28 protein-coding genes are annotated in these 26,916 nt (G+C 57.8%); 18 read left to right on the top strand and 10 right to left on the bottom strand.

All coding sequences use genetic code 11. The features are described 5' to 3' along the window. Positions 1-59 precede the first annotated feature (59 nt). The gene (locus EY643_RS13385; protein ID WP_153239708.1) at positions 60-479 is read right to left on the bottom strand and encodes a DNA polymerase III subunit chi; all 420 of its coding nucleotides are present in this window, start codon (positions 477-479) and stop codon (positions 60-62) included. Next, positions 476-1,963, bottom strand: a complete 1,488-nt coding sequence (locus EY643_RS13380; RefSeq protein ID WP_205743064.1) for a leucyl aminopeptidase — start codon at positions 1,961-1,963, stop codon at positions 476-478. Before EY643_RS13380 ends, EY643_RS13385 begins: the two co-directional genes overlap by 4 nt. A 92-nt stretch (positions 1,964-2,055) precedes the next feature. Here EY643_RS13380 and lptF point away from each other — a divergent pair, with 92 nt between their 5' ends. Both lptF and lptG read left to right on the top strand, forming a co-directional pair. Further along, entirely contained in the window at positions 2,056-3,165 is a 1,110-nt protein-coding gene (gene lptF / locus EY643_RS13375; RefSeq protein WP_153239707.1) for an LPS export ABC transporter permease LptF, read from the top strand. After that, positions 3,152-4,213: an LPS export ABC transporter permease LptG gene (gene lptG, locus EY643_RS13370; RefSeq protein ID WP_153239706.1), complete on the top strand. Its 1,062-nt coding sequence runs from the start codon at positions 3,152-3,154 to the stop codon at positions 4,211-4,213. The genes lptF and lptG overlap by 14 nt, the downstream gene beginning before the upstream one ends. A gap of 3 nt (positions 4,214-4,216) precedes the next feature. Here lptG and EY643_RS13365 read toward each other — a convergent pair whose 3' ends face one another. Then, on the bottom strand, positions 4,217-4,702 hold the full coding sequence (locus EY643_RS13365) for an RDD family protein (RefSeq protein ID WP_153239705.1): 486 nt from the start codon (positions 4,700-4,702) through the stop codon (positions 4,217-4,219). Positions 4,703-4,830: 128 nt separating this feature from the next. Between EY643_RS13365 and EY643_RS13360 the strand changes: the two genes are divergently transcribed. Together EY643_RS13360 and EY643_RS13355 are read left to right on the top strand one after the other, a co-directional pair. Next, a complete protein-coding gene (locus tag EY643_RS13360) occupies positions 4,831-5,514 on the top strand; it encodes a response regulator transcription factor (protein ID WP_153239704.1) in 684 nt (227 codons plus the stop codon). Positions 5,515-5,519: 5 nt separating this feature from the next. Beyond that, the gene (locus tag EY643_RS13355) at positions 5,520-6,887 is read left to right on the top strand and encodes a sensor histidine kinase (RefSeq protein ID WP_153239703.1); all 1,368 of its coding nucleotides are present in this window, start codon (positions 5,520-5,522) and stop codon (positions 6,885-6,887) included. Between the two features lie 10 nt (positions 6,888-6,897). Here EY643_RS13355 and EY643_RS13350 read toward each other — a convergent pair whose 3' ends face one another. Beyond that, complete coding sequence (locus tag EY643_RS13350) at positions 6,898-7,731, bottom strand: hypothetical protein (protein ID WP_153239702.1); 834 nt, start codon at positions 7,729-7,731, stop codon at positions 6,898-6,900. A 117-nt stretch (positions 7,732-7,848) separates the two neighbouring features. Here EY643_RS13350 and EY643_RS13345 point away from each other — a divergent pair, with 117 nt between their 5' ends. The 3 genes from EY643_RS13345 to trhO are packed head-to-tail and all read left to right on the top strand — an operon-like array spanning position 7,849 to position 10,199. Beyond that, on the top strand, positions 7,849-8,883 hold the full coding sequence (locus EY643_RS13345; protein ID WP_240732704.1) for an AraC family transcriptional regulator: 1,035 nt from the start codon (positions 7,849-7,851) through the stop codon (positions 8,881-8,883). 42 nt (positions 8,884-8,925) lie between these two features. Continuing rightward, the gene (locus EY643_RS13340) at positions 8,926-9,246 is read left to right on the top strand and encodes a BolA family protein (protein WP_153239701.1); all 321 of its coding nucleotides are present in this window, start codon (positions 8,926-8,928) and stop codon (positions 9,244-9,246) included. Further along, complete coding sequence (gene trhO / locus EY643_RS13335) at positions 9,243-10,199, top strand: oxygen-dependent tRNA uridine(34) hydroxylase TrhO (protein ID WP_153239700.1); 957 nt, start codon at positions 9,243-9,245, stop codon at positions 10,197-10,199. The genes EY643_RS13340 and trhO overlap by 4 nt, the downstream gene beginning before the upstream one ends. Here trhO and EY643_RS13330 read toward each other — a convergent pair. After that, the gene (locus tag EY643_RS13330; protein WP_170287395.1) at positions 10,168-10,899 is read right to left on the bottom strand and encodes a trypsin-like serine peptidase; all 732 of its coding nucleotides are present in this window, start codon (positions 10,897-10,899) and stop codon (positions 10,168-10,170) included. The two genes, trhO and EY643_RS13330, sit on opposite strands and share 32 nt — an antisense overlap. A gap of 127 nt (positions 10,900-11,026) precedes the next feature. On the opposite strand from EY643_RS13330, the gene EY643_RS13325 reads away from it, so the two are divergent. From EY643_RS13325 to EY643_RS13275, 11 genes are all read left to right on the top strand, one after another. Beyond that, a complete protein-coding gene (locus EY643_RS13325) occupies positions 11,027-11,890 on the top strand; it encodes an SDR family NAD(P)-dependent oxidoreductase (RefSeq protein WP_153239698.1) in 864 nt (287 codons plus the stop codon). A 114-nt stretch (positions 11,891-12,004) separates the two neighbouring features. Then, complete coding sequence (locus EY643_RS13320; RefSeq protein WP_153239697.1) at positions 12,005-13,195, top strand: acyl-CoA dehydrogenase family protein; 1,191 nt, start codon at positions 12,005-12,007, stop codon at positions 13,193-13,195. Positions 13,196-13,210: 15 nt separating this feature from the next. Further along, on the top strand, positions 13,211-14,044 hold the full coding sequence (locus tag EY643_RS13315; protein WP_153239696.1) for an alpha/beta fold hydrolase: 834 nt from the start codon (positions 13,211-13,213) through the stop codon (positions 14,042-14,044). Positions 14,045-14,131: 87 nt separating this feature from the next. Next, positions 14,132-14,920: a fumarylacetoacetate hydrolase family protein gene (locus tag EY643_RS13310; protein WP_153239695.1), complete on the top strand. Its 789-nt coding sequence runs from the start codon at positions 14,132-14,134 to the stop codon at positions 14,918-14,920. 12 nt (positions 14,921-14,932) lie between these two features. Next, positions 14,933-15,841 (top strand): acetaldehyde dehydrogenase (acetylating), encoded by a 909-nt coding sequence (locus tag EY643_RS13305; RefSeq protein ID WP_153239694.1) that lies wholly within the window; start codon positions 14,933-14,935, stop codon positions 15,839-15,841. A gap of 12 nt (positions 15,842-15,853) precedes the next feature. After that, the gene (gene dmpG, locus EY643_RS13300; protein ID WP_153239693.1) at positions 15,854-16,885 is read left to right on the top strand and encodes a 4-hydroxy-2-oxovalerate aldolase; all 1,032 of its coding nucleotides are present in this window, start codon (positions 15,854-15,856) and stop codon (positions 16,883-16,885) included. A gap of 87 nt (positions 16,886-16,972) precedes the next feature. Beyond that, on the top strand, positions 16,973-18,847 hold the full coding sequence (locus EY643_RS13295; RefSeq protein ID WP_240732903.1) for a S8 family serine peptidase: 1,875 nt from the start codon (positions 16,973-16,975) through the stop codon (positions 18,845-18,847). A gap of 7 nt (positions 18,848-18,854) precedes the next feature. Next, positions 18,855-19,574 carry a TSUP family transporter gene (locus EY643_RS13290; protein WP_205743063.1) on the top strand — a complete coding sequence of 240 codons (720 nt, stop codon included), beginning with the start codon at positions 18,855-18,857 and terminating at the stop codon, positions 19,572-19,574. Positions 19,575-19,596: 22 nt separating this feature from the next. Continuing rightward, positions 19,597-20,487, top strand: a complete 891-nt coding sequence (gene rarD, locus EY643_RS13285) for an EamA family transporter RarD (protein ID WP_153239691.1) — start codon at positions 19,597-19,599, stop codon at positions 20,485-20,487. A gap of 3 nt (positions 20,488-20,490) precedes the next feature. Then, complete coding sequence (locus EY643_RS13280) at positions 20,491-21,159, top strand: COG3650 family protein (RefSeq protein WP_153239690.1); 669 nt, start codon at positions 20,491-20,493, stop codon at positions 21,157-21,159. A 134-nt stretch (positions 21,160-21,293) separates the two neighbouring features. Further along, positions 21,294-21,953 carry an OmpW/AlkL family protein gene (locus EY643_RS13275; protein ID WP_153239689.1) on the top strand — a complete coding sequence of 220 codons (660 nt, stop codon included), beginning with the start codon at positions 21,294-21,296 and terminating at the stop codon, positions 21,951-21,953. Positions 21,954-22,046: 93 nt separating this feature from the next. On the opposite strand, the gene EY643_RS13270 is transcribed toward EY643_RS13275, so the two are convergent. From EY643_RS13270 to EY643_RS13250, 5 genes are read right to left on the bottom strand one after another with little or no spacing between them, the layout of a single operon-like run. Continuing rightward, positions 22,047-23,030 (bottom strand): phosphotransferase, encoded by a 984-nt coding sequence (locus EY643_RS13270; protein WP_205743062.1) that lies wholly within the window; start codon positions 23,028-23,030, stop codon positions 22,047-22,049. A 25-nt stretch (positions 23,031-23,055) separates the two neighbouring features. Then, positions 23,056-23,790, bottom strand: a complete 735-nt coding sequence (locus tag EY643_RS13265) for a sulfite exporter TauE/SafE family protein (protein WP_153239688.1) — start codon at positions 23,788-23,790, stop codon at positions 23,056-23,058. Then, a complete protein-coding gene (gene ccoS, locus EY643_RS13260; RefSeq protein WP_153239687.1) occupies positions 23,777-23,968 on the bottom strand; it encodes a cbb3-type cytochrome oxidase assembly protein CcoS in 192 nt (63 codons plus the stop codon). The genes EY643_RS13265 and ccoS overlap by 14 nt, the downstream gene beginning before the upstream one ends. A gap of 11 nt (positions 23,969-23,979) precedes the next feature. Then, positions 23,980-26,424 (bottom strand): heavy metal translocating P-type ATPase, encoded by a 2,445-nt coding sequence (locus EY643_RS13255; RefSeq protein ID WP_240732703.1) that lies wholly within the window; start codon positions 26,422-26,424, stop codon positions 23,980-23,982. Then, positions 26,402-26,899, bottom strand: coding sequence for a FixH family protein (locus EY643_RS13250; protein WP_153239686.1), 498 nt, complete (start codon positions 26,897-26,899; stop codon positions 26,402-26,404). Before EY643_RS13250 ends, EY643_RS13255 begins: the two co-directional genes overlap by 23 nt. Between the last annotated feature and the right edge of the window lie 17 nt (positions 26,900-26,916).

The following is a 26,916-nucleotide window of genomic DNA, read 5'->3' as shown; positions in this document are numbered from 1 at the left end:
CGGGGGTATAAATCAGGGGCGCGATTATACGCGAAGGGGCGCCACCTTTGTAGGATTCCCTAGAGGTCGTGCTTCTCGAGCTGGTAGCCGCGATCTTTGTAGAAAACCCAGGACTTCCGCAGGGCGGCGAGGCTCTGTTCATCCTGGGTGACGACTTCAGCAACGCGCTGGAAACGGCTAAAAAAAGCCGGTATGTCGAGCTGCAAGTTGATCAGCAGGTCATTGTGGTCGCCTGGATCCTGGCCCCAACCGATGGCTATCTGCTGTGACTGGGGGTCGCCGGTCATGGCATGGGGCAGAAAGCTGCTGGGGCGAAAACTCCACAGGAGCTCGTCCAGAGCTTCTGCCTGGGCCTTGTCCTCGGCATTGATGTAGATGCGGTGGCCCTGGGCGAATGCCTTGTCAGCGAGGCGGGCGGCAACGCCGAGGCGCTGGGACGCCTCGGTTGCCTGGACCACGTAAAAGCCGACTCGGGTCACTTGCCGGCGCGGTCCTGCAGGTAGCGAGTGAGCAGTCCCACTGGCCTGCCAGTGGCACCCTTAGGAGCACTGCTCCAGGCGCTGCCAGCGATATCCAGGTGGGCCCAGTCATAGGCCTTGGTGAATTCCGCCAGGAAGCAGGCAGCGGTCACGCTGCCGCCGCCGGGGCCGCCAATATTGGCGAGGTCGGCGAAGTTACTCTTGAGCTGCTTGGTGTATTCGCTCCACAGTGGCATGTGCCACGCGCGGTCATGGCTCTCAATGCCTGCGGCGAGTAATTGCTCAGCCAATTCGTCCTTGTTGGCATATAGACCGCTCGCGTGGGCACCCAGGGCAACAACGCAGGCGCCGGTGAGTGTGGCGATGTCGATGACTGCAGCCGGCTTATAGCGCTCAACATAGGTGAGGGCGTCGCACAGTACGAGACGGCCTTCAGCATCGGTGTTCAGCACTTCGATGGTTTTACCGGCCATGCTGGTGACCACGTCGCCGGGCTTGGTTGCGCGGCCACTGGGCATGTTCTCGGCGGCGGCGACGACGGCGACCACATTGAGGGGCAAATCCATTTCGGTGATGGCTGTCATGGTGCCGAACACACTGGCTGCGCCGCCCATGTCGTACTTCATTTCGTCCATCTTAGCGCCGGGCTTGAGGGAGATGCCGCCGCTGTCGAAGGTGATGCCTTTGCCGACAAGCACATAGGGTCGGTCGCTCTTCTTGGCGCCGGTGTATTCCATAACGATAAGCTTGGCCGGCTCATCCGTTCCCGCTGTGACAGACAACAGAGACCCCATACCCAGTTCGCGCATCTTCTTTTCTTCGAGGATCTGAACCTTGAGTTTCTTATTGCCTCGGCCCAGTTTGCGGGCCTGTGCTGCCAGGTGGGATGGCGTGCAGTAGTTGCCGGGGAGGTCGGCAAGATTGCGAGCGACGTTGATGCCGGAGCCTGTCGCGGCACCTGCCGCGAGGGCTTTTTCAGCAGCGCCCTTGCTCAGGCTGCCGGCGATAACCAGCCGATTCAAGGCCAGGGCGGGGCGGGGTTTGGAGACTGTCTCGGTATAGCGATAGGCGCTGGAAGTCAGCTGACGTGCCAACATTTCAAGAAGCCAGGCTTCGTCGCCATCGGTGACAGCGATATCACCGAGCAGAAGCAGGGCGTCTTTGGCGTCGAGGTGGTTAAGGGCTGCGTACAGGCCCCCGACGAACTCACGCGCGGCACTGCGGTCGAAAGATGTCTTCTCACCGCAGCCAATCAGGAGGATGCGCTTGAGCTTGCCGCAGCCCAACAGGGTATGGCCTTCGCCAGTTTTGCCTTTGAAATCGCCCAGTTTGATGGAAGCGCTGATGGCGCCGCCGCTGGCTTTGTCCAGTTTTTTGGCCTCACCTGAGAGCGCCTCGCCCTTGAACAGGGGCAGAACAGCGCAGGCGCTTGTGGCTGTGCTGGCATCTTCTACTTTGCGAGCGGAGAACTTGATTGTGCTCATGGGGAATTACCTCTTAGTTTCAACGGGCGTTAGTGTATGATGTTGTGCAAACAAACTGAACTGAAAATGCCTACCCGTCACCTGCCCTGAGCATGAGAATTCTACGCTACCTAACTCGCGAAGTACTCACTCATATGGTTGCCGTGAGTTTCATACTGCTGGTGATCATCATCAGCGGGCGCTTTGTGAAGTATCTTGCCGAGGCCGCAGTGGGTGACCTCGCGGCAGATGTTCTGCTGCCAGTCATGTTCTATCGCATGCCCGGTTTTCTTGAATTAATCGTGCCCCTCGGGCTATTCATAGGCATTCTCATGTCCTATGGGCGGCTCTATGTAGAGAGCGAAATGGTGGTGCTCTCTGCCTGCGGCGTTAGTCCTTCCCGTCTCGCCAGATATACCCTTGCCCCCGCGCTTATTGTCAGTGTCCTCGTAGGCGCACTCAGTCTCTGGATTACTCCGCTGGGCGCAACGCGTTCCGAGGCATTGCTGGATGATCCTGAATCTTCTCAGGGCCTGCATGCGATGGCGGCGGGACGATTTCAGACCCGCCGTGCCAGCGACACTGTCAGCTACGCCCAGACCATCGCTCAGGACGGAACCATGTATTCGGTCTTCCTGTCCCAGCGCGAACGCAACAGTGAGGGCGAACTGCGCATGGTCGTCACTGTCGCGGAAGAGGCAGAGGTGATTTTCGATACGGTGTCCGGTGCTCGCTATCTCGAGCTGCGCAACGGTTCCCGCTACAGCGGATATCCCGGCGATCTCGACTACCAGGTCGCTGAATTCGAGACCTTCGGCGAGATGATTCCGGAGCCGAAAGGAGGCATTCGTACTGCAGACCCGGTCGATGGCCGTTCAACGGCGCGGCTGTGGCAGTCAGATCGACCTGAAGACAGGGCGGCGCTTCAGTGGCGTCTGTCCATTCCTCTTATGGTGCCCATAGTGGCGATCATCGCAATGTGCCTGAGCCGCACCGACCACCGCCGCGGACGCTATGCCAAGATGGCCCCGGCGTTCTTGATCTACATTGCCTATCTCATGCTGTTGGCCAATGCGCGCACGGCGCTTGCCGAAGGTGGCGGTGTGCCAGGCGGGCTCTGGTGGGTGCACTGCCTGTTCCTGACAGTGGCCCTGCTCATGCTGTATGGGGACACGCTCCGGTCCCGCTATACCTATTGGAGACGCAACCGTGCGCAGGCTTGATCGCTACGTAGGCAAGACCGTACTGGTTTCTATTCTGCTGGTGCTGGTGGTTATCGTCGGTCTTGATGGTATTGCAGCGTTTATCGATGAGGCAGAGGATGTCTCTGCGACCTATACCTTTGGCCAGGTAGCTTTGTATGTGCTGCTTACCTTGCCCGGGAGTTGCTATGAGTTCATCCCTTTTGCTGCCCTGATTGGCTGTATGTTGGGCCTTGGCCAGCTGGCCACGTCCAGCGAGTTGGTGGTGATGCGCGCGGCAGGCGTTTCCATAGGTCGTCTGACCTGGTTGGCGATGAAGCCCACGTTGATGATCGCGGTGCTGGGTTTTGCCCTGGGTGAATTCATGGCTCCACGCACTGACCAGATGGCTGAAACCCAGCGCGCTCTCGCCCAGAACCCCGGGCAGAGTTACTCAGGGCGTCACGGCGTGTGGAATCGCGAGGGCAATACGTTCTTTCATTTCAACGCCGTTGAAACCCATGGGGTCGTCCACGGTATAACACTGCTGCAGATGGACGAGCGTCAGCAGATGCAGTCTTCGCTGCGCGCCCGTCAGGCGACCTATGAGGGTTCGTACTGGGTGATGGAAGATGTTGTGAAAACCAATTTCAGCAGTTGGCAGAACACTCTGGAGGAGCACGCTACTCTGCGCTGGGACACGGGTATAACCCCCGAGTTGTTGTCGCTGGTGATTGTGGAGCCGGGGCAACTACCGCTGGCCGATCTCTATCGCTACAGCCGCTACCTGCAGCAGCAGGGGCTGGAGTCAGAAGACTACCAGCTGGCCCTGTGGCGCAAGTTGTTCCAGCCCTTCGCAGTCGGTGCGCTGGTGCTGGTCGCAATTTCATTTATTTTTGGGCCTTTGCGGGAAGGCACCATGGGCTTCCGAATATTTGCCGGGGTTATCGTGGGTATCGTGTTTCGCACTAGTCAGGACCTGCTGGGACCGGCGAGCATGGTGTTTGGTTTCCCTCCCGTTTACGCTGCTCTGGGCCCGATTATCCTGTGCCTGGTCGCGGGAACACTCTTGCTCATGAGGGCTCGCTGAGAGCTATCGACTGGAATCTCTGCTCTTTTTGGGCAGCAGGATCAACTCGGTTCCCGACAGATAGTCGTGCCAGTAGCGCTTGTTTCTGTCTACCAGTTTCCACAGATAGCCCAGCCCAAGAAAGCCAGCACTGAGGGTTGCGCCGAAGCAGCGCAAGATCACCTGAATGACGCCAATTTTTCCACCGTCGATTCGCACCAGCTGAATGCGCCAGGCCTGCATGCCCAGGGTCTGGCCGCTCTTGATCCAGAATGCTCCGAAGAAAAGCAGTACTGAGAGCGCAGTCAGCACCTGACCGGCCAGCGGTGGCAGCACTTCCAGCTCCCCCCCGCTCAATTGCACAGCGATGCCCAGCCCCAGCGCGTTCAGTACGAAAATCAGGGCGATCACCAGCAGGCTGTCGTAGATCATCGATGTGAGATGGCGCAGCAGGGAGGGGGAGGGCGGTGTTGTCCCCGCGTTTGGTTCTGTGTTCTTGTCGGTGCTCATGGCGGCGTAGTCTAACACTATAGCCCGGGAATTAATGATCGTTAATGTAAGTGGTGATCGGCGCGCGTGGGCTTTGTCCGCCCCAGTGTGCGTGCTACATTGCCGCTGAAGATTATGAGTTGGTAGTTATGCAAGTACTGCTGGTGGAGGACGACGAGTCCCTGGCTGAATTTATTGGCACCGAGTTACGCCGCGGCGGTGACGAGTGCGTGCACTGTGCCGATGGCGATATTGCCCTGAATACGGCCCTCGCCGGCGATTTTGATGTGATGATCGTCGATCGCATGTTGCCTGGCCGCGATGGTCTGAGTCTCATCCAGGAGCTCCGTCGACAAGGGGTAGTGACCCCGGCTCTCGTGTTGAGCGCGTTGGGCGAAGTCGACGACAGGGTGCAAGGCCTGCAAAGCGGTGCAGATGACTACCTGGTCAAACCGTTTGCCATGGATGAGCTGCAGGCCCGGCTTCAGGTTTTACTGCGGCGCAGCGCCAACGCCAGCGAAACAGTCACCCGCCTGCAGGTCGAAGACCTCACTATGGATTTACTGCAGCAGAGTGTTGACCGCGGCGGCGTAGCCATCACCCTGCAACCACGCGAATATCGACTGTTGGAATACCTCATGCGTCACGCCGGTCAGGTGGTGACCCGGGCCATGCTACTGGAACATGTCTGGGGCTATAACTTCGACCCGCAGACCAATGTTATCGACGTTCATATCTCTCGTTTGCGCCAGAAACTCGACAAGGAATTCGAGCAAGCGCTGCTGCACACGGTGCGCGGTGCAGGTTATCGCCTCGGGCCTGAGGGGGAGTAAAACCCGTGAATTTTCGCGAGGTCGTTGCCAGCCTCACCTTTCGCTACATAGCCAAATACTTGTTGGTGCTGAGCGCAGCGGTGTCTGCGCTGATGGTAGGACTCTACACGTTTTACAGCTATGGTTATTTTCGCGATCTCGGGTCGAGTATCGTCGAGGAACATGAAACCCTTGAGCTGATCTATCGGGGGCAGGGCCGAAGTGGTCTTGTGGCCTATATCGGGGACCAGCGTGAGAACTGGTATGTCGATCGTTTTCACTACCTGATTCGAGACGCCGATGGCGTCAAGATACTTGGCGACCTGCCAGCGGGAACCCTCTATCGCGAGTTCGATGACGGCTGGCTGGGTATCGAGCTTGCGCTGTTGGAGTGGGGCGAGGAAGTGGGGGTGGATTTTCTCGCCCGCGAGGTACAGTTGGATGACGAACTTTTCGCCGTCGTCGCACGCAATCTCAATGAGGTCGGTGAGCAGGGAAGGCTTATCGCTGGAATGCTCTACCGGACCATGGCGGCGACCATTCTGCTGGGCCTGATCGGCGGTTTCTTTGCCGCCGCTCGCAGTTTGCAGCGCGTAGACTGGCTCGGCACAGAGATGTCCCGAATAGTGCGCGGTGACCCCTCTCAGCGGCTGGATGTCGACAGCGAAAAAGGGCAGGTCAAGCAGCTTGCTATCGTCATGAACCAGATGCTCGATCAAACCGAGTCGCTGATGCAGGGCGTGCGCAGTGTCTCTGACAATATTGCGCACGATCTGCGCACGCCGCTCAGCCGCATGCGCAACCAGCTCAGCCAATTGCACGCCAATGTCGACGCCGAGCGCAGTGCTGAGGTGGAGGCGTTGATAGTTGATTGCGACGCACTGCTGACGTCCTTTAACGCGGTACTGCGAATTTCAACACTGGAGGCAGGTAGCCGATACAGCGGTGTGGCGCGGCTGGACCTGGCGGCATTGCTCGACGATGTGTGCGATCTGTATGAGCCTGTGGCGCAAGAGAAAGGAATAGCGTTCGAGATCGACGCGCCAGGCCCCTGCAGTTGTGAGGGCGAGGCCGACCTGCTGTTCCAGATGTTTGCCAATGTGCTGGATAATGCGATCAAATATACGCCTGAAGGCGGGCGGGTGTCGGTGCGTCTGCGAGCTTCATCCGGTGGCGGGAACAGCGTGAGTATCAGCGATACCGGGCCGGGTATTTCCGCCGAGCACTGGCGCGATGTGTTTCGCCGCTTTTACCGGGTGGAGCCCAGTCGCTCGGCGCAACCCGGACACGGTCTCGGGTTGAGTATGGCGCAGGCAATCGCCCATTATCACAGCGGTTCGGTAGACCTCGAAAACAATAATCCCGGGCTGCGAGTCGTGGTCAACCTGCCCTGAGAGCAGGTGCTCAGTCTTCCAGGGCGATATGGTCAGTCTTCGGCGATTGCGCGGGAGCTTTTTTCCTGAATTCCTCTGCCAGTACGTCGCTCCCCTCTGGGGCAAGATCGATGGCAGACAGGTCAAGCTGTGGATCCGGGGCGTCGGGTGCTGCGCAATCACTGAAATCCGTGCCCTCCGGAGAGAGATCGATGGCATCCGTATTGGGATTTAATGGCGTGGTGTCAGACGGCAGGGTGGGAATGTCTTCGCCTGTATCGCCCATGCTCAGGTGCGTGACATCGGGTGCCGGAGGCGGCGCAGGGGAGGGGTCTGCTAGGCGAGTTGCGGATTCATCCACCGCGAGGTCGCCGGTATCGATATCGCGTTCTGCAACACGCTGGCGCTCTTCCGGGCGGAGCACATCACTCTGGGGGGGCGCTACGCTGACACCGCTGCTGTCTGCTGGCCCTTCGCTTTCGGCTGCGGGAGCAGGTTCAGCGCTGCTGGGCACGTCCGGCGCTGCCGCGAGTGCGGCGATGCGCTCGGCAGCCGAGAGTGGCTTCTCTGCGGGGGTGGCGGCAGCCGGGGCCGGCGTGGGCTCGGTCTTTGTCACTGGAGCGCTGTCGGCAGGATCGGCTGTTTTGATAACCGGGCGGGCACCGACTTTTTCCATGGCCTGCTTGTACTTCAGTGCAGTGGCCTTGTCGCAGCTTCGTTTGACGACTTGTAGACGGCCGTTGAACAGTTTGTTCAGCGTCGCCTCGTTGGCCTTGAACAATTGGCCGACAGCCAGCCGTACCCTGTCTGGATCGTGGCCGGGTAGTACTTCACCGGCAAAATAGATGTTATAGCGCATTTCCATCACCCTGACTCCTGTCGATGACTGAACTCAGTATACGCAGTTTGGCCGCCCGGGTCTTGCCGCAGAGTCGCTGCGATCTGCTAAGATGCGCGCTGGCTTATTTGGCGGCTCCCGGCTTTGAGTGATCGCGTACCCACACGTTTTTTGAATACCTTGCTGCGTATGGTCAGCGATCGCGGCTATGATTTCAGTGGCATGCTGGCCGAGGCTGGAATCGAGTTCGATCCCTTTGTCGAAAGTGCGCCCGCTTACCGGGCTGAGATTTCGGCGATGCAGTATTCGCAGGTGTATCAGCAGGTGCTGCGGCTATTGCAGGATGAGACTTTTGGGGTCACCGGCAGCGAGTTGGTAGCACCTGGCGCATTTCGGATGATGTGTTACTGCATTATCTCTTGTGACAATCTTGGTCAGGCCATTCAGCGTGCCTCCGAGTTTTATCGGACCTTCTTCGATGAGCGCAGCCAGCTCTATGCCAATTTTTCCCAGGAGCATGCCCGGGTGGGCTATCGCACTATTGATCGCAGCGAGCGCCCCCAGGTTGGCCCTGCGGATGTTTATGGGCTGCAGGTCTGGCACCGGTTTTTTGGCTGGTTGTGTGGCAGACCCATCAAGTTGCACCGGGTCGATTTCACTGGCGAGCCTCCTGCAAAACCGGAGAAATATGAGGCGCTTTTTCACTGTCCGGTTTACTACGGACAGACCAATGATCTGCTTTATTTCGACAGTGAGTGCCTGACCTGGCCAGTGGTTCACACCCAGCACTCACTGCGCGAGTTTCTGCGCACTGCGCCCTACCAGATGCTGATTATGGAGAGTCACCCGGGTACCGATAACCTTTCGGCCCAGGTCCGGGCGATGATCGGTCACGATTTCAGCGCCGGTTTTCCCAGTTTTGAGATGATTTGTAGTGCACTGGCAATGTCGGCGCCAACCCTGCGCCGCAGGTTGAAACGCGAGGGCACAACCTTTCAGCAACTTAAGGATGAAGCTCGCTGCGAAGCGGCCAAACTGTGTCTCAATCGCCACGATCTGTCGATCAATGAGGTGGCGCTGGAGATGGGTTTTACCGATCCCAGCGCGTTCCATCGCTCATTCAAAAAATGGACCGGCAAGACCCCTGGGCAATTTCGCGCCACCCTGCGGCGAGATTGAGTTCGCTCGGGTATAATATTGCCCCCCGCAAAGGAGGCCATAATGATCGTCCAGCAAGAAATCGAGCAAATACTTACCGACCAGTTTCAGCCTGTGGCGCTGGAAGTGGTGAACGAAAGCCACATGCACAGCGTGCCGGCCAATTCGGAAACCCACTTCAAGGTTGTCCTTGTAAGCGTGGGTTTCGAGGGTAAACGCAAGGTGGCCAGACACCAGCAGGTCTATGGAGCGCTGGCCGACCAGTTGGCCGGCCCGGTTCACGCGCTGGCTCTGCACATCTATACCCCGGGCGAATGGGCCGAGCGGGAAGGAGCTGCGCCAGCCTCGCCTGATTGCCTCGGCGGCTCAAAGGCTGAAGCATGAGCGAGATTGTCGTCGCCGCCCTGTATCGATTTGTCACCCTCGATGATTATGCTGAACTGCGCGAGCCGCTGTTGGATATCTGTAGCCGGCATGACGTGAAAGGAACTCTCTTGCTCGCTGGTGAGGGGATCAACGGCACAATTGCCGGTACTCGAGAGGGTATCGACGCGGTGTTGGATTATCTGCGCGCTGATCCGCGTCTTGCCGCGTTGGAGCACAAGGAGTCTCTGGATAGTGCGATGCCCTTCTATCGCATGAAGGTGAAACTCAAAAAGGAAATTGTCACCATGGGGGTCGAAGGTATTGACCCCAACCGGGTTGTGGGCACGTATGTGAAGCCCTCAGATTGGAATGCGTTGATCAGTGACCCTGAGGTATTGCTGATCGATACTCGCAACGATTATGAATACGAGATAGGCAGCTTTCGCGGCGCGATCGATCCGTGTACGGACAGTTTCCGTGAATTCCCCGACTATGTAAGGCAAAACCTCGATCCTGGCAAGCACAAGAAAGTGGCGATGTTCTGTACCGGTGGCATCCGCTGTGAAAAGGCCTCCGCATATATGCTGCAGGAGGGCTTCGAAGAGGTGTACCACCTTCAGGGCGGCATCCTCAAATACCTCGAGGAGGTCCCTGCGCAAGAGAGCGCCTGGGAAGGCGAGTGTTATGTTTTTGATAACCGGGTCGCGGTTAATCACCAGCTGGAAAAAGGCAGCTATGATCTCTGCTACGGATGCCGCATGCCGATCACCGAGGCTGACAAATCTTCAGAAAAATACCGCGCGGGCATTTGTTGTCCACGCTGTGCCGACGAGTTGACCCCGGAGCAGCGGGCACGCTTCGAAGAGCGCCAGAAGCAGACTCAGCTCGCTGCAGAGCGAGGTGAGTATCACATTGGCTCACCTCCGCCGGCGCGCCAGCTTAGCGAAGAGCCTGATTCAGGGACGTCCTGAAGCCCGCTATCGGAACGAATATGCTTACCGTCTCGCTGTCGCCGCGGGAAATGACCCCTGCAAGTTGCGGGGCGCCTCCTTCGGTTACCTGGATGACAGCCCCTCCGGACGCGCCCTTGTAGGCCTCGCAGTTACTCTCACTCGCACGGCGCGATTGCGCGGTAATGCGACATCCAGAGTGGTAGGTCATCACCTCGCCGTTGTCCCCCAACCCTTGATCGCCAGAATACCCAGCCATAACAATCTGAAGACCGGTATCTGCCTGCTGCGGATGGACGGTGAGGCCGCGCACCTGCTCCGCGCTGACCGACCGGGTCAGTTTGAGCAGGGCCCAGTCGGCATCCATGTTGCCTCCCGAGGCTATGCGGCGGGCCTCGCGTACCAGCGGCGTATCGCTATTTGGCAGTAGGGTGAAGACGATGGGCCGGCTGAGATCGTTGTAGTACTCCAGACAATGCCACGCGGTGACGACGATATCTGCCTGGTTGCTGTCGGGGTTGCGGGCGATCAGGGTGCCGCTGCAATCCTCTCGCTTGTGCTTGCGGTAACCGTTCTCAACCTGGCTGCCGGAAACCTCGAGCTTTCCTACTGCCCGCAACCAGAGCGGCGATTGAGCAGAGAAAGCGAGGCGCTGTTCCGCCTGTGCGATCGGCGCAGTGCTGATGAGAGCCAGCAGGCAGGGGAGTAGAAATGGTCGCACAGGAAATAGTTGCTCCGGGTTTAATGCTGGAGTCCGCCGGGCTTGGCGCGCGCTCTTCAGCTGCCTAGGATTAGGCGCTAGTTGAAATAATAGTAGAGAAGCTTCTTGCGTCGGTAAAGGAACCGCGATGAACCAGCAACAGAAAACAGTCGCCCTGGTAACAGGTGCAAGCCGTGGGGCAGGGAAGGGCATCGCAGTGGCACTCGGTGCCGCAGGAGCCACCGTCTATGTTACTGGGCGTTCTCGCAGGGAGGGCGATGCGTCCCTGCCGGGAACGGTTGACGCTACCGCTGCTGCGGTAACGGCTGCGGGCGGCGAAGGTATCGCCGTATATTGTGACCACGCAGACGACGCTCAGGTGGAGGCTCTGTTTGCTCAGATTCTCGCAGAACAGGGATATCTCAATATTCTGGTGAACAACGCGACTGCGCTGCACGATGCCTTGGTAACGCCGGGGCCTTTCTGGGAGAAACCCCTGGAGCTCACTGATATCTGGGGCGTGGGAATGCGCTCTCACTACGTTGCGGCCTACTTCGCGGCGCCGCTGCTGCTCGAGGCGCAGCGTGGCCTGATTGTAAACACCTCGTCATTTGGGGGCAGGATCTACATGCATGGCCCTGCCTATGGCGCCGGCAAGGCGGCCGTCGATAAGATGGCTCACGATATGGCTTACGATTTTAAACCGCACGGTGTCGCCGTCATGTCGATCTGGATGGGGCTGCTGCTAACAGAGCGTAGCCAGCGAGTTTTCGCTGCTGAGCCGGAAAAATATGCCGAGCTCATGGCCACCTGCGAAACGCCTGAGTTCACCGGTCGAATTATCGCCGCATTGTTCGAAGACCCGGATCTGATGACACGCTCGGGTCAGGTGTGGATAGGCGCGGAACTCGCTGCCAGTTACGGGGTTACCGATAGCGACGGCAGCCAGCCGCCTTCGCATCGCGAGTTTTTCGGCCCGCCAACGACTTTTGGTGAAGCGGTTGTCGAGTAGTCGCCGGACTATGGCGATACCCCAAATGAAGGATGCGGCGAGAGCTGGCAGGCCATAGAGTGACACACTCATATAAGTGATCAAATTCAGAACGATGCAACAGGTAGATATGCCATGAACGAATACGGACTAGAATCTTCCCGCGCCCAAGAGCTGATCGAGGCCGCACGAGCAATGGGGCCAGCCCTTGTGCAGCGACGCGCCCAGTGCAAAGCCGACCGTCGGGTACCCGACGCCACAGTGCAGGACTTTCATGATGCAGGCTTCTTCAAGATTCTGCAGCCCGAGCAGTGGGGTGGTTACGCTATGGACCCACAAGTGTTTTATATGGTCGGTTACGAGGTGGCTCGATCCTGCCCCTCCAGCGCCTGGATTCTGGGGGTGATCGCGGTCCACAACTGGCAGCTCGCGGTCTTCGACGATCAGGCCGCACAGGATGTATGGGCGGATGATCCCAGCGTACTGATTTCTTCTTCGTACGCCCCTGTGGGCAAGGTCAAAGTGGTTGATGGGGGCTTTCGCCTGAGCGGTCGCTGGAGTTTTTCCAGTGGCTCTGAACACTGTAAATGGGCCTTCCTGGGTGCTGTAGTGCCCACGCCAGAAGCGCCATTTGATATGGCCAATTACCGGACTTTCCTGGTGCCTATTGAGGATTACGAAATAGCCGATAACTGGGATGTTGTCGGCCTGCAGGGAACGGGCAGTCACGACATCGTGGTGGACGATGTGTTTGTGCCGGAGCACCGCACGCACAAGTCCATGGACGGCTTCCTGTGCGATAACCCCGGTAACGCAGTTAACGATGCCCCTTTGTACCGGATGCCGTTTATGCAGGTATTCGTCCGTGCCGTTTGCACGGCCAGTCTGGGCGCCTGTGAAGGAGCATTGCAGGCCTTTATTGATGTGGCCAAGACACGTCAGGTAGGGCCCAACAAAATGAAGAATGATCCTGCGGCACGCCAGCTGGCGGCAGAGGCGCGCGCTGACATAGAAGAGATGAAGCTGGTCATGGTGCGCAACTTTGATGCCATGATGGAAAAGTGCCGCGCAGGCGAACCGATCCCGGTGGACGATCGCATACGCTACCGATATGACTCAGCTGTGGTCGCCGATCGCGCCCTGGCGCTGACCAGCCGCATGCTCAAGGCCTCTGGGTCGGGTGGTGTTCGCCTGGGAAGCGAGTTGCTGGATTTCCACCTGGATGTCTTGTGCAGCCAGGCTCATGTAGCGAACCATTCAGCGCCTTTCGCCAACAATCTGGGTGGCGTGATGTTCGGTGAAGAAAATGTCGACTATGCCATTTAGAGCGAGGATCTGAATATGGGTATGAACGGCCTGCTGCCGGAAGCGAACTATGCCGAATGCGCCAACGGCTACAGGATTCATTACCTCGATGAGGGGCAGGGCGAGGTCGTCCTGTTCCTGCATGGCTCGGGCCCGGGTGCCAGTGGGCACTCTAATTTTAAGGGGAATTACCCTTTCCTGGCGGAGCGGGGATACCGCTGCATCGTGCCTGATCACATCGGCTACGGCTTTTCCGACAAGCCCGATGATGTAGATCATCCTCTGTCCTTTTTCGTCGAATGCATTAAACAGACGTTGGATGTTGCCGGCGTCAGCAAGTGTACTGTGGTGGGCAATTCTCTTGGCGGTGCAATTGCGTTTGGCCTGGCGTTGGAATATCCGGAGCTGGTCGAGAAACTTATCCTCATGGCGCCTGGAGGCCTGAATGACCTGCCTGAGTATCAGGCCATGCCAGGTATGCAGAAGGTATTCCAGACGTTCTCGTCCGGCGCAGCCGTCACCCCAGAGGTAATGAAAGATCTGTTCGCCACCGGCTTGATGTACAACGGCGAACTCGCCACCGACGAACTGGTGGCTGAACGCATGCAGATTATGCAGATCATGAACGGCCATGTGATGGCTACCATGCAAATCCCCAATCTCGTAGACCAGCTGCCTGGCATTGAATGCCCCTGCCTTGGCTTCTGGGGTATGGACGAACAGATGATGCCCGAGAGCGGCCTGCACAAGATGGTCAAGGCGATTCCCCATCTGCGGACTATCCTGGTTAACGAGTGCGGTCACTGGGTGATGGTGGAGCACGAGGGAATGTTTAACCGTGCCTGCCTGGATTTCCTCGAGCACGGCTGAGAACCCCGGGTTAGACAATCAATTTGAACCCCTACTGTTGCAGGGGCGGTGTAGAATTACGCCCCTTGCTCAGCTAGAGACACAGTTATGGATCCCCGGATAATCAAGCAACTTGGCGACGAGCTTTACACGGCTCTGCGCGAGTGCCGCACGCTGGCGCCCCTCACCGAGCAGTACAGTGACATCACCATTGATGATGCTTATCACATCAGCCTGCACATGCTGAATCGCCGCGTGGATGACGACAACGAGACAATCGTCGGCAAGAAGATCGGCGTCACCAGCAAACCGGTGCAGGACATGCTCGGCGTTTTCCAACCGGATTTTGGGTTTCTCACCGACGCGATGGTGTACCCCGACGGCGCGGACATTCCCGTGGCGGACAATTTGATCCAGCCTCGCGCAGAGGGCGAAATCGCATTTCGCCTAAAACAGGATCTGGTAGGGCCCGGTGTGACCGAAGCGGATGTGCTGGCGGCTACAGAAACAATTATGCCCTGTTTCGAGATTGTGGACTCCCGTATCGATGATTGGAAAATCAAGATTCAGGACACAGTAGCTGACAACGCTTCTTGCGGCGTTTACGTGCTGGGCGACTGTGAAGTGGATCCGCGGGATCACGACCTCCCCGGGCTCAAAATGAAAATCTACAAGAACGGCGAGTTGCATTCCGAGGGGCTGGGTAGTGCCGTACAGGGTAATCCCCTGACGGCCGTTGCGTGGCTGGCCAATACCCTGGGTGAGTTCGGTATTCCATTCAAGGCCGGTGAGGTGATCCTCTCCGGTTCGCTGGCGCCGTTGATTCCTGTGGTGCCGGGCGACGAGATGAGCCTGGAGATCGAGGGCGTCGGCGGCTGCAGCTGCAAGTTTGTTTAAAGGAACCTAGTTATGACTGAGAAAATCAAGGCTGCCATCATAGGCCCCGGCAATATCGGCACCGACTTGTTGATGAAAGCGATGCGTAGTGACGTGATCGAACCGGTGTGGATGGTGGGTGTGGAACCTGAGTCTCCCGGGCTGGCCCGGGCCAGGGAGATGGGGTTGAAGACTACCGCCGAAGGTGTGGACGGTATGGTGCCGCATATGCGGGAAGACGGCGTGCAAATCTGCTTCGATGCTACCAGTGCTTACGTTCATGCCGAGAATAGCCGCAAGGTCAACGCGCAGGGCGCGGTGATGATTGATCTTACCCCTGCAGCGATTGGCCCTTTTTGCGTGCCCTCGGTGAATCTTGCCGAAGCCGTGGCTGAGAAAGCGATGAACGTGAATATGGTGACCTGCGGGGGCCAGGCGACCATTCCCCTGGTGGCTGCAGTCAGTCGAGTGCAAAAAGTTGCATACGGAGAAATTGTGGCGACCGTCAGTTCCAAGTCTGCCGGCCCTGGAACGCGCAAGAACATCGATGAGTTCACTCGCACAACCTCCCGCGGTATTGAGATTTGCGGCGGAGCGAGTAGCGGTAAGGCGATTATTATCATCAACCCTGCGGAGCCGCCGCTGATCATGCGCGACACCGTGCATTGTCTGACTGAAAGCGAACCCGACGAAGCCGCGATTACCGAGTCCATTCAGCAAATGATAGCCGAAGTGCAGAAATATGTGCCTGGCTACACCTTGAAGAATGGCCCGGTGTTCGACGGGAAGCGGGTATCGATATATATGGAAGTGGAGGGTCTTGGTGACTTCCTGCCGAAATATGCGGGTAATCTGGACATCATGACAGCCGCGGGCCTGCGTACCGCAGAGATGTACGCTGAGGAAATCCAGGCTGGCACATTTGTGCCTACCGCGGCGTAAGGAGTGAGCACTATGGATTTGAAAGGCAAGAAAGTAACCGTGCACGACATGTGTCTGCGCGATGGTATGCACCCCAAGCGCCACCAGATTACCGTGGATGAAATGGTGACGGTTTCCAGGGCGATGGACGAGGCCGGCGTGCCGTTGATTGAAGTCACCCATGGCGATGGCCTCGGTGGCACCTCGGTGAACTATGGTTTCCCCGCAGCCTCGGATGAGGAGTACCTGACCGCGGTCTGCAAGGAAATGAAGAACACTCGCGTTTCGGCGCTCCTGCTGCCAGGGATCGGCACGGTCGATCACTTGAAGATGGCTGTCGATTGCGGAATATCCACGATCCGCGTGGCGAGCCATTGCACGGAGGCAGATGTCTGTGAGCAGCACATCAAGATGGCGGCCTCCATGAATGGGCTGGACACGGTCGGCTTCCTCATGATGGCGCATATGATTGAGCCGGAAGCCTTGCTGGCCCAGCTCAAATTGATGGAGGACTACGGTGCCAACTGTGTCTATATCACCGACTCGGCCGGCTACATGCTTCCCGACGATGTGACTGCACGAGTGGCACTGGCGCGAGCAGAGCTCAGGCCCGAAACCGAGATTGGTTTTCACGGCCACCACAATCTCGCCATGGGGGTGGCAAACTCGATTGCCGCAGTAGCGGCAGGCGCCAACCGCATCGATGGTTCCATGGCGGGACTTGGCGCGGGGGCAGGAAACACGCCGCTCGAGGTCTTTATTGCTGTTTGCGACCGCATGGGTATTGAGACCGGTGTCGATACCTTTAAGGCGATGGATATCGCTGAGGACCTGATTACGCCGCTAATGGACGAACAGGTTCGAATCGACAGAGATGCCCTGACGCTGGGCTACGCGGGGGTGTATTCATCGTTCCTGCTATTTGCCAAGCGCTCCGCAGAGAAGTACAAGCTTTCAAGCCGGGATATCCTGCTGGAACTTGGCCGCCGTCGCACCGTGGGTGGACAGGAAGATATGATCGAGGATCTGGCGCTGGATATGGCCCGGGAGCAGGGCACGATCTGATCTGCATTTCACCGCAAAGGGCTGGACCGACGGGCAGTATTCACCAATACTGCCCGTTTTGGTTCTGGAGCTTTGACCGTGAAAATAATGACAACTCTTGGCAGCGCGCTGTTGCTTGTCGCACTTCCCCTGGCCGCCGCCGCGGCCAAGCCTGTTATCGAGACACAGGACGATCTTCCCCGGCACACATACGAGCTGAATATAAAGGTGGTCGACCTCTACGCTGAGGAAAACCGCGAAGTCCTGCGCGAGCTGGCAGATCAGGTCCAGGCAGACGTTGAAGGCGATCTGGCCAAGTATGACATTCGTGACGACAACACGGTTCAAGGGTTCTATTCGGTATTGGGCACGATCGCGATCCTTGAGGGGCGCTGGCAGGACTATCTCGACTACCTGGGCAAACGCCGTGAATTGGAAAGCAAGGATGCCAATCGTTTGACCATGGGCCTTTTTGGCGAAGCTCTGGCGACGGTTGAATTGGCAGGCAAGGGCGGAGACGCAGAGGCTTTGCAAGCCGAGCTTACCCGGCTGGTAGAGGCGCTGCCCTACAGCACGGTGCAGGACAATCTTAAAAGTGGCAAGGGTCGCTCCGAGATTTTGACCGAGGCGCTGGTGCTGGGGAATATGGAATCCACTTACCAGCCACTGGTAGACAATACCGGCGGTGAAATCAGTTATGACGTTGCCTCCACCCTCGTTTCGGTGAGCTTCACCCTGGATTCGTTCATTCCCAATCGAGCGATCGTTGGCACCGTATACGCCGATTATATTGCGGCTAATGATGTGGCGAAGGTAGACATCTGGGCGGCGCGCGAAGTGGTGCTCCCAAGTACTGCCAAGGGTAGCCCGGTTGTCCTCTCGGTATGGGACAGCGGCGTCGATACATCGATTCCGGGTCTCGCCAGCCACTTGTGGACTAATCAGAATGAGATTCCGGGCAACAACATTGATGACGACAAGAACGGCTTTGTCGATGATATCCACGGTTTTGCCTACAACCTGAAAGGCGAGAAAGTGCCGGATCTGTTGCGCCCGATTGAAGAAAAATTCGGTGTAAATCCAGCAGACTTGCAGGGCCACGCAAAAGGCCTCGGCGACAACAGCTCCAACATCGATAGCCCTGAAGCTGCAGCACTGCGCAAATATATCTCCAGTTTGCCGCAGGAGGAAATACCCGCTTTTCTGGAAAACCTGAGCCTGTACGGTGGTTATGCTCACGGCACTCACGTGTCTGGTATCGCCCTTGCTGGCAACCCTTTTGCTGAACTGCTCGTGGCCCGTATGACATACAGCCACACGCAGATGCCGCCCAAGCCGACGATAGAGCAGGCTGAGCGCGATGGTGCTATGTTCCGCGCAGCGGGTGACTATTTCCGCGACAACGGTGTGCGAGCTGTGAATATGAGTTGGGGCGGGAGTGTTCGTGGTATCGAATCTTCCCTTGAAGCTCACAACATTGGCGACACGCCAGAAGAGCGCAAAGCTCTGGCGCGAAAGTTGTATAAAATCGGTGACGAGGGCCTGCGCGAAGCTATTGGCGGTTCGCCCGAGATCCTGTTTATCACCAGCGCGGGTAATTCCGACAACGATGTGAAGTTTGATGAGTTTTACCCCAGCAGCTATGAGTACCCTAACCTGCTGACCGTAGGGGCGGTAGATATTGCCGGAGACGAGACCAGCTTCACCAGTCTCGGCAATGTCGACATCTACGCCAATGGCTTTGAGGTTGAGAGCTATGTCCCGGGCGGTGACAGGATTCCCTTGAATGGCACGTCCATGTCGTCTCCACAGGTGCTGAACCTTGCGGGTAAATTGCTGGCCCTCGCGCCAGACCTGACGATGGCCGAGCTGCGTCAGCTTATTCTCGATGGGGCCGACGACAAACAACTCGAAACCCGCACCATCAAGCTGATGAATCCAAAGGCCTCGCTGGCGTTGTTGGAAAAACAGCTGGCCGAATAAGTTGGTCGTGGGCGCCGAACTGATTCTGGTGCCGGTGGCTTTTGTTACATCGGCTATCGCCGGCGTGATGGGACTGGGAGGTGGCATGCTGTTGATTGCCGCCATGCCAGGGCTCTTGCCGGCGCAAGCTATCATTCCTGTTCACGCGTTTACTCAGCTAGCCAGCAATGCCTCCCGTGCTGCATTTGGCTGGCGCGATATTGCATGGTCTATCGTGCCTGCTTTTGCGTTGGGCGCGATAGCGGGTGCTTGGGGGGGTGGCGAGATCTATGGCCAGATAGATCTGTTCTGGTTGCCCGCGATCATTGGCGTTTTGATACTACTGATTACCTGGGTGCCCTTACCTCAGGTCCCCGGTGGTGGTCAGCTGGCACTGGCAGTGCTTGGCTTCTACCAGACCGGATTAGGAATGCTGGCGGGCGCGACGGGCCCATTAGGCGCATCGTTGTTGTTACGGCGCAATCAGGAGCGGGACTGGGTCGTGGTTAATACGGCGCTCTACATGAGCCTCAATCACGCTATCAGGCTGGCTGCGTTCGCTATGCTGGGCTTCAGCTTTGGTCCCTGGTGGCCACTGATGCTGGCGATGGCGGCTGCGGTCATAGCGGGATCCTGGGTGGGTACTCGAATGCGAGGTCTGATACCCCAGAGAAACTTCGCGCCACTTTTTAAAACACTGGTTTCTGTGCTGGCTTTGCGTATGATCGCCATGCCTTTCTTCAGCTGACGGACCCGATATGCTTGCCGCTATGAGTGACCAGCGGCGGGGCGCTCTTTACGGCGTCACCGCATACCTGATATGGGGTTTCGCTGCGCTTTACTGGATGCAGACCGAACCCGTCGATTCACGTGACCTGCTGGCCCATCGGGCTTTGTGGTCAGTGCCCTTTGTATTTCTATGTCTGCTGGTCAGTGGGCGTCTGGCTGGCGCGCTGCGCCTGATGACCCAGCCGCGAGTCCTTGGCATTATGGCCATTGCCGCGCTTCTTGGTGGGACCAACTGGCTGATCTTTCTCTGGGCTATCAGCAATGGTCAGGCGACTGAGGCCAGCCTTGGCTATTTCCTGCTCCCTTTACTGAACGTTGTGATAGGCCTGACAGTGTTCAATGAAAAGATTGATCGGGCCCAGCAAGTCGGTATTGCCTTCGCTATCGCAGCGGTCCTGTTGCAATTCGTTTACCACGGCGGCCTACCGCTGGTGGCTTTGGGCCTGGCCGGTAGTTTCAGTTTGTACGGCGCTATTCGCAAAAAAGTCTCGGTAGACTCCCTGGAGGGGCTGTTTATTGAGACCTTGATGATGTCGCCCTTTGCGCTCGCCTGGATGCTGACGCACGAGTGGGCAGGGTTGGGTGCTCACGGCCTGAAAGTAGATTTATTCCTGCTGGGGGCAGGGGCCTTCACAGCGATTCCCCTGATCACCTATGTGGCTTCGAGCCGTTTGTTGCCGCTGACTGCCCTTGGCCTTATTTTCTATATTGGGCCAACCGCGCAATTACTGGTGGCGCTGCTGGTCTTTAAGGAGCCCTTCGATCTGGTGCAGGCAATCGCATTTGGTATGGTATGGGTGGGGCTGGCATTCGTGACCGCTGACAGCTTGCGCCGGAGCCGCCGGCAGCGCGCAGCACAAAAACTGGAGTGAACCGTGAGAAAGCTAATAGTCTGCCTATTTCTGGCAATGCTCGCCGCATGCGCCGGGCAAGACAAAGTCGAAGCCCCGGCTGACTTTGTTCCCGACAGTCGACCTATGGGAAAAACCTATGTCTACGAGTGCGCTGACATTGAGTTTATGACCCGCGTCGGCCCGGGCGAGATGGCGCTGTGGTTGGAAGATCGCTATGTGGTGCTCTCGCAGGTGCGCGCTGCCTCCGGTACCAAATATCAGGAGGGCGATATCCTGTTCTGGAGCAAGGGGCAGGAGGCTATTCTGGAAGTTGACGGCTTGCGCTACAGCGATTGCGAGATTAATCATGCCCGCGCTCCCTGGGAAGATGCGCGCCGTCGCGGCGTAAACTTTCGCGCGGTGGGCAATGAGCCCGCTTGGTCGCTGGAGATTCGCGACGGCCAGAATATTCTCTTCAGAGGCGACTACGGATCGACGGTATTACTTTTCCCTGACCAGGTGAAGAGCGAGAACGGCGATGTAAGAGAGTATGCCGCTGAAGCGTCGGGGCATCGGCTAAGTGTTGTGATTGACAATGCGTTCTGTCGCGACACGATGGCAGATGTCGAATACCCGTTTTCAGTAACGATAGAGCTGGACGGTCGACGTTATCGTGGCTGTGGTCGAGATCTCGATTATCCGTGGGAGTAATTGCGTTTTCCCTGCGCACCCGGCGGTTCTCTTGACTGGGATCAATGTTCATATTTACTGCGGCTCCTACTATACGCACAAATGATGAGGGGACCGCAAACTCCTCGTTATATGTCCATAGTGAGGAGTAGAGCATGAAGAAAATTTTAACCCTGGCCGTTGCTGCCGCCCTGGCAAGTGGTGCCGCTGTAACCCAGGCCTACGAGGCTGGCGATTGGATTCTGCGCGCAGGTGCCGTCACCGTTGCCCCGGACGCCGACAGCGATATTGTCGATGAGTCCCTGCCTGTTACCGTTGATGTTGATGACGACACCCAGCTGTCCATCATTGGCGCCTATATGGTAGATCCCTACTGGGGTATCGAACTATTGGCCGCAACTCCGTTCAGCCACGACATTGACGTTAATGAAGTCGATGCGCAAGCGGGCGAAACCAAACATCTGCCGCCTACCCTGAGTGTACAGTGGTACCCTCGCGGTGCTGCTGATGGCTGGCAGCCTTACGTCGGTATTGGCGTCAACTACACTTACTTCTTCGACGAAGAAGCCAATAGTGATCTGGAAGCCATCGTAGGTAAGGCCGACCTGGATCTGGACGATTCTTTCGGCTTGTCTGCCTCTGCCGGGGTAGATATTCCACTGGGTGAAAACTGGGCGCTTAATGCAGGTGTCTGGTACATCGATATCGACACTACCGCTACCGTAAAACTGAAAGAAGCTGGTGGTGCCAAGGTCAAGTTCGATGTCGACATCGACCCCTGGGTGTACAACATCGGTATCGCCTACAAGTTCTGATCTCAAGATCCCCGTGTGGCCGGCTCACCTACGGTCACATGGCGCCTGGCCCGGCTCATTATGAGTCGGGCTTTTTTATGTCCGTGCAGTTAATTATAAGGCTGCGATGACTTCGCGGCTCAGGCGTTCGCTGTAACTATTGATTTTCCAGTGGCCGGGGCTCCAGCCTTTGATAAAACGGTGAAAGTCTGCCCATGCAAACGCGTACAACTCACGCCATTCTCTTTCAAGATCTGCCACATCTGTACCGGGTTGTTCCTGCCCGATCCGCTTGCATAAGACAGAGAAGTAGCGATCCAACAGTTGGTGCTCAAGCGCCTCGCATTGGTCTTCTCGCAGGCAGCTGCCGATAAAGTACGCAACATCCTTCATGCCGCAGCCGCGTCCCACGTATTGGAAGTCCACGGCGGCAACACGGGGGAGCGGGGTGTCTTTTGTGAAACAGAAATTGGCGAGCTTGGCATCACCATGAACCAGTGTTTGGTGGCGACATTGCTTCAAGCGCTGGTCAATTAGCGGTGCGGCGCGCCGCAGGGCGGCATCCTCGAGTGCTTCAAGTTCATCAGGGCGCGTGTCGAGGTGCCAGTACGTTCCGCAGTCCCAGAGCCCCTGTGCTGAACTGTGCAGGAATAGAGCATGAAAGTTTGCCAGCCAATCGAGGCAGGCATGGATGTCTTCGATGTCGACGTGGTCCTTGCGATCATCGAAACCTGCCGCATCAAGGTCGGTCAGAACGAGTAAGGTTTCATTTTCAGCAGTATTTACCGCAAGGCAGGCGGGAACGGGACAATGGTCATCGCAGCGTTGGGCGTAGTGTTCGTACCAATGTGTTTCCACCTGATAGGAACGTATTTTTCGCTGATGAGAAAGATCGGTGTTCCAACCGCGAGGGTGGTCGCCAGTGTCAGGCAATTGTATGTGCTTGAGGATGACAGAGTCGTGTTCACTGCCTTGCAGGTCTGCACGCACAATCTCCCCATAGCCGCTCCACAGCGTCTGTATCACGGTGGTGCCACTAATTGCGCGAGCGGAGGCTGCCTCGAGAATAGTGTCAGCGATGGCTTTGTGCATACCCATGGAGTAAACGACGCGGGAGCGCCGCTTAATGATGTCCCATCTTCGAGTGATCCATCTCTTCTATCTGCATCGGTACAGCACCGGGTGCTTTGTGCTTGAGATGCTCGCCGTGTGAGTAGACCAGGTAGATTGTCCAGGTGCCAGAGGCGATGAGCATCAATGCAATGAAGATCTTCAATCCCCGTCGGCGTAGGAAAACTTGTAGCTTATCCGCGCCAAGTGATACCGCGAGCATCGCTGGCAGTGTGCCCAGGCCGAAACACAGCATCAGCGCGGCAGAGACCGGCGCGCTCTGGGCGGTGGCCGACCACGCCAGGGCGGAGTAAATCAGACCGCAGGGCATGAGCCCCCAGCACAACCCCAGAGCCAGGCCTTGCAACGGATTTTTTACCGGCAGGAATCGCGAGGAGAAACTCTGCACAGGTTTCCACAAGACGCTGCCGGCTTGCTCTATGAAGCGGATACCCTGCCACCAGTTTGCAACAGACAGACCCATGGCAATGAGCAGGAAGCCTGCCAGATAGCGCAGGCCGATGGTCCAGGCAACGAGGTCAATGCTGCCCGCTATCAGCCCAAGCAAGCCGCCCAGCAGGGTGTAGCTGAGAATTCTGCCCGTGTGATAGGAAAGCGTTACCGATGTGGGTCGCTGGCCGCCCAGGTTCAGCGCCGCCGCGATACCGCCGCACATGCCCAGGCAGTGGCCGCTGCCGGCAAGGCCAAGCGTGAATGCGGAAACAAGGCTCAGTTCAGTGGGAGTCATCGTTGACCTGACTCTGAGAGGGCTGCTTTTTTTCGGCCCGCTTGTCTTCGTTAAGAATGCTCCATGCTTCCTTGTCCAGGTCGTCGTACTGACCGTTGTCGATCGCCCAGAGCAGCAGTTTTATGCCCACCGCGACAAAGACGATGGCGATGGGGATGAGCAGATACAAGCTGTCCACAGTGAATTTTCCTAGGGGGACGGTTGTCGGTTGAGGCGCAGCGAGTTTACCACTACCAGTAACGAACTTAACGACATTCCGATCGCGGCAGCCCAGGGCGGAACATAACCCATTGCGGCTAGCGGGATCGCACTCAGATTGTACCCCAGCGCCCAGCTAAAGTTCTGCAGGATGATCCGGCGGCAGCGTTTGGCCTGGATCCAGGTGTAGGTGACGGCGTTCAAATCGCCGCCTACCACCACGAAATCTGCCTGGGTACGGGCGAGGTCGGTCGCACCTGCGACCGCGAAGGAGGCGTCTGCCATGCGCAGCACGGGAGCATCGTTAAGGCCGTCGCCGACCATGACCACCACGGCACCCTGACTCTGCAGCTTCTGGACCTCTGCCATTTTTTGCTGGGGTTGCAGCCCGTGGGCGCAGCTGTCTAGTTGCAGCTGCGCTGCCAGCGCCGGGCCGGCTGGGGAACTGTCACCAGTGAGCAGGCCCACTTGCAGGCCTCCTGTGTGTGCTGTGGTGACTACCTGTGACGCCTCCTCGCGCAGCGGATCGCTCAGGCCAATCCAGGCCAGCGGTTCCACGTCGCTGCAAAGTGCCACCCAGTAAAGGGGTGAGTTGGGTTGGGCTTGCAGGTCAGAGCATATGGCGCGACAGAAAGCTTCGCTGCCCATACGGTAGCTCCGCGTTTCGCGCTCACCTTCCAAGCCCGCAGCGACGAAATATTCGACCTCGGTGAAGCCTGCAGCGCTCTCCAGCTCAGTAAACGCATGGCTGAGCGGATGATTGGAATAGCGTTGCAGTGCGCTGGCAATAGCCATTACCTCGTCGTGTCCTGCTGTTCCGAGTAGCTTGACCTCGGCGACTGTAAGGCTGCCTTCGGTCAGCGTGCCGGTCTTATCGAATAGCATATGCGTCGAGCGCGACAGGGCCTCGAGGGCGTTTTCGCCACGCACGATTACGCCGTGTCCACGCAGGGCGCTGGCGGCCGAGGTGAGCGCGGCAGGCGTGGCCAGGGCCAATGCACAGGGACAGCTGATGACGAGTACCGAGAGCGAGATCCACAGGGCCTGGGAGGGGTCTATCTGATACCAGATGAAGGCAGTGGCCGATGTCACCAGCAACACGCCCGCAACAAACCACGACGCCACTTGATCGGCCATTCTGGCAAGTAGCGGTTTCTCCGTCTGGGCCGCTTCTACCGATTGCTGCAGTGCCGCCAGACGGCTCTCGAGGTAACTGCCGAGCACCTCGGCTTCGACGCTGGCCTCGACATTGATGGTGCCGGCGTAGACTGTGTCGCCTTCCCCCACGGTGCGGGGCAAGTGTTCGCCGTTAAATGTGTCTTCACGCACGGCGCTTTGGCCATTGCTAACCGTAGCGTCTACAGGGATGGTTTGGCCCGGGCGCAGGAGCACGGTATCACCTTCGCCTACCTGGGTGCGCGGCACAGTGACCCAGGCACCGTCGCGTTTGCAGCTCACTGCGTCCGGGAGCGTGCTCTCGGCGTCAAACCATGTCATGGCGTGGCGTTGCCTTACGCGAGCTTCCAGGAACCGTCCCAGTAGCAGGAAGAAAGTGAACATCACCACCGAGTCAAAATAGACCTGGCCCGTGCCAGTGAGCGTTGCCCATGCGCTGGCAAGCCAGGCGAGACCGATGGCCAGCGCCACCGGCAGGTCCATGACCAATGCGCCCTGTTTAAGGTGGCGCCAGGCAGTGGTGAAAAACGTTCCTGCGGAGAAGAACACCACGAAGGTCGAGACGAGCAGGCTAAAGCCGCGGAGTAGCCCCTGATATTCCTGCTGAATCCCCTGGATGTCACCCGCGTGCAGGGCCACGGCAAACATGCCCACCTGCATCATGCCGAAACCCGCTACGCCCAGACGACGCAGATCACGTCTGTAATCCGACTGCATCTGATCGCGCTGGGTGCTGCTGTGGAAGGGGCGGGGGCGATAGCCCAGGGATTCCAGCCGGGAGAAAATTTCGCTGAGCTTGATCTGCGCCGGATCCAGGCAAATATCCAGTCGACTTTGCTGCAGGTTGACCAACGCACTGATGACACCAGCCACCGGCGCCAGGGTTTGTTCAATTAACCAGGTACAGGCTGCACAGGTGATACCGCCCAGTAGAATCCGCGCGGAGACAGTGCCGTCGCTGTTGTGCGTGACAAAACGCTCCGCCATTTCAGGCTCATCGTAGATAAGATATTGGTCGTTGAGCTGGAATTCGGTTTCAGGGGGACGCTCGCTGTAAGCGGTGCGCTGTTCATAGAAATTGTCCAGACCGTTGGCCGCGATCATGCCGGCTACCGCACGACAGCCGGGGCAACACATGGGGCGATTTTTCCCGCCTATTTCTACGTCGAGGAGAATGCCCGGGGGTATTTCCTCACCACAGTGATAGCAGGGCTCCCCATTGAGCGAGGTGTCGCTGTCAGCCACCTGTACCTGTGCCAAAGTCGGCTGCAGTGATGGAACCGTCAAGACGCCACGCGGGTTCACCGTCGTTGATCAGCGCCCAGTGCCAGCGCGGAGCGATTTCTGCTGGCAATCTTCCGCGATATTCGCCAGGGACGCTCTGTACCAGCATCAGTTCGAAATCCCGATTGGACTCCAGCGGGTGTGACAGAGCCAGACGCAACTGGTTCTGGTCCACCTCGCCGCTGGTCACAATGACGATATCACTGCCATTGATGGCGAGGGCGGCGCCGATACGCAGTTCCTTTGCGCGCTCGAGCTTTTCCAGTTTGCGATTGATCGCGAGGCCGTTTTTGTAGTACTCGTCAACAACGAGATCGTCGGCGCCCTCATGGGCTACGAAGACCATGTTAATGCCGGCGACAACGACCACTGCGGGCAGGCTAAAGAGGAACCATGGCCAGAACTGTTTGTACCAGGGCTGGCTGTCTTCGCGGGGCAGTTGCTTATTCATTGTGCTTGTCACTCTAC

The sequence above is a fragment of the Halioglobus maricola genome (assembly GCF_009388985.1).
GTDB classification, from domain to species: domain Bacteria; phylum Pseudomonadota; class Gammaproteobacteria; order Pseudomonadales; family Halieaceae; genus Halioglobus; species Halioglobus maricola.
This window is presented reverse-complemented; position numbering and strand designations above follow the sequence as displayed.

Coding starts and splice junctions, on each gene's coding strand:
- EY643_RS13380 (WP_205743064.1), bottom strand. CDS start 1,963: ATGAGCACAATCAAGTTCTCCGCTCGCAAAGTAGAAGATGCCAGCACA.
- lptF (WP_153239707.1), top strand. CDS start 2,056: ATGAGAATTCTACGCTACCTAACTCGCGAAGTACTCACTCATATGGTT.
- EY643_RS13365 (WP_153239705.1), bottom strand. CDS start 4,702: ATGAGCACCGACAAGAACACAGAACCAAACGCGGGGACAACACCGCCC.
- EY643_RS13360 (WP_153239704.1), top strand. CDS start 4,831: ATGCAAGTACTGCTGGTGGAGGACGACGAGTCCCTGGCTGAATTTATT.
- EY643_RS13350 (WP_153239702.1), bottom strand. CDS start 7,731: ATGGAAATGCGCTATAACATCTATTTTGCCGGTGAAGTACTACCCGGC.
- EY643_RS13340 (WP_153239701.1), top strand. CDS start 8,926: ATGATCGTCCAGCAAGAAATCGAGCAAATACTTACCGACCAGTTTCAG.
- trhO (WP_153239700.1), top strand. CDS start 9,243: ATGAGCGAGATTGTCGTCGCCGCCCTGTATCGATTTGTCACCCTCGAT.
- EY643_RS13325 (WP_153239698.1), top strand. CDS start 11,027: ATGAACCAGCAACAGAAAACAGTCGCCCTGGTAACAGGTGCAAGCCGT.
- EY643_RS13320 (WP_153239697.1), top strand. CDS start 12,005: ATGAACGAATACGGACTAGAATCTTCCCGCGCCCAAGAGCTGATCGAG.
- EY643_RS13315 (WP_153239696.1), top strand. CDS start 13,211: ATGGGTATGAACGGCCTGCTGCCGGAAGCGAACTATGCCGAATGCGCC.
- EY643_RS13310 (WP_153239695.1), top strand. CDS start 14,132: ATGGATCCCCGGATAATCAAGCAACTTGGCGACGAGCTTTACACGGCT.
- EY643_RS13305 (WP_153239694.1), top strand. CDS start 14,933: ATGACTGAGAAAATCAAGGCTGCCATCATAGGCCCCGGCAATATCGGC.
- dmpG (WP_153239693.1), top strand. CDS start 15,854: ATGGATTTGAAAGGCAAGAAAGTAACCGTGCACGACATGTGTCTGCGC.
- EY643_RS13295 (WP_240732903.1), top strand. CDS start 16,973: ATGACAACTCTTGGCAGCGCGCTGTTGCTTGTCGCACTTCCCCTGGCC.
- rarD (WP_153239691.1), top strand. CDS start 19,597: ATGAGTGACCAGCGGCGGGGCGCTCTTTACGGCGTCACCGCATACCTG.
- EY643_RS13275 (WP_153239689.1), top strand. CDS start 21,294: ATGAAGAAAATTTTAACCCTGGCCGTTGCTGCCGCCCTGGCAAGTGGT.
- EY643_RS13270 (WP_205743062.1), bottom strand. CDS start 23,030: ATGGGTATGCACAAAGCCATCGCTGACACTATTCTCGAGGCAGCCTCC.
- EY643_RS13265 (WP_153239688.1), bottom strand. CDS start 23,790: ATGACTCCCACTGAACTGAGCCTTGTTTCCGCATTCACGCTTGGCCTT.
- EY643_RS13250 (WP_153239686.1), bottom strand. CDS start 26,899: ATGAATAAGCAACTGCCCCGCGAAGACAGCCAGCCCTGGTACAAACAG.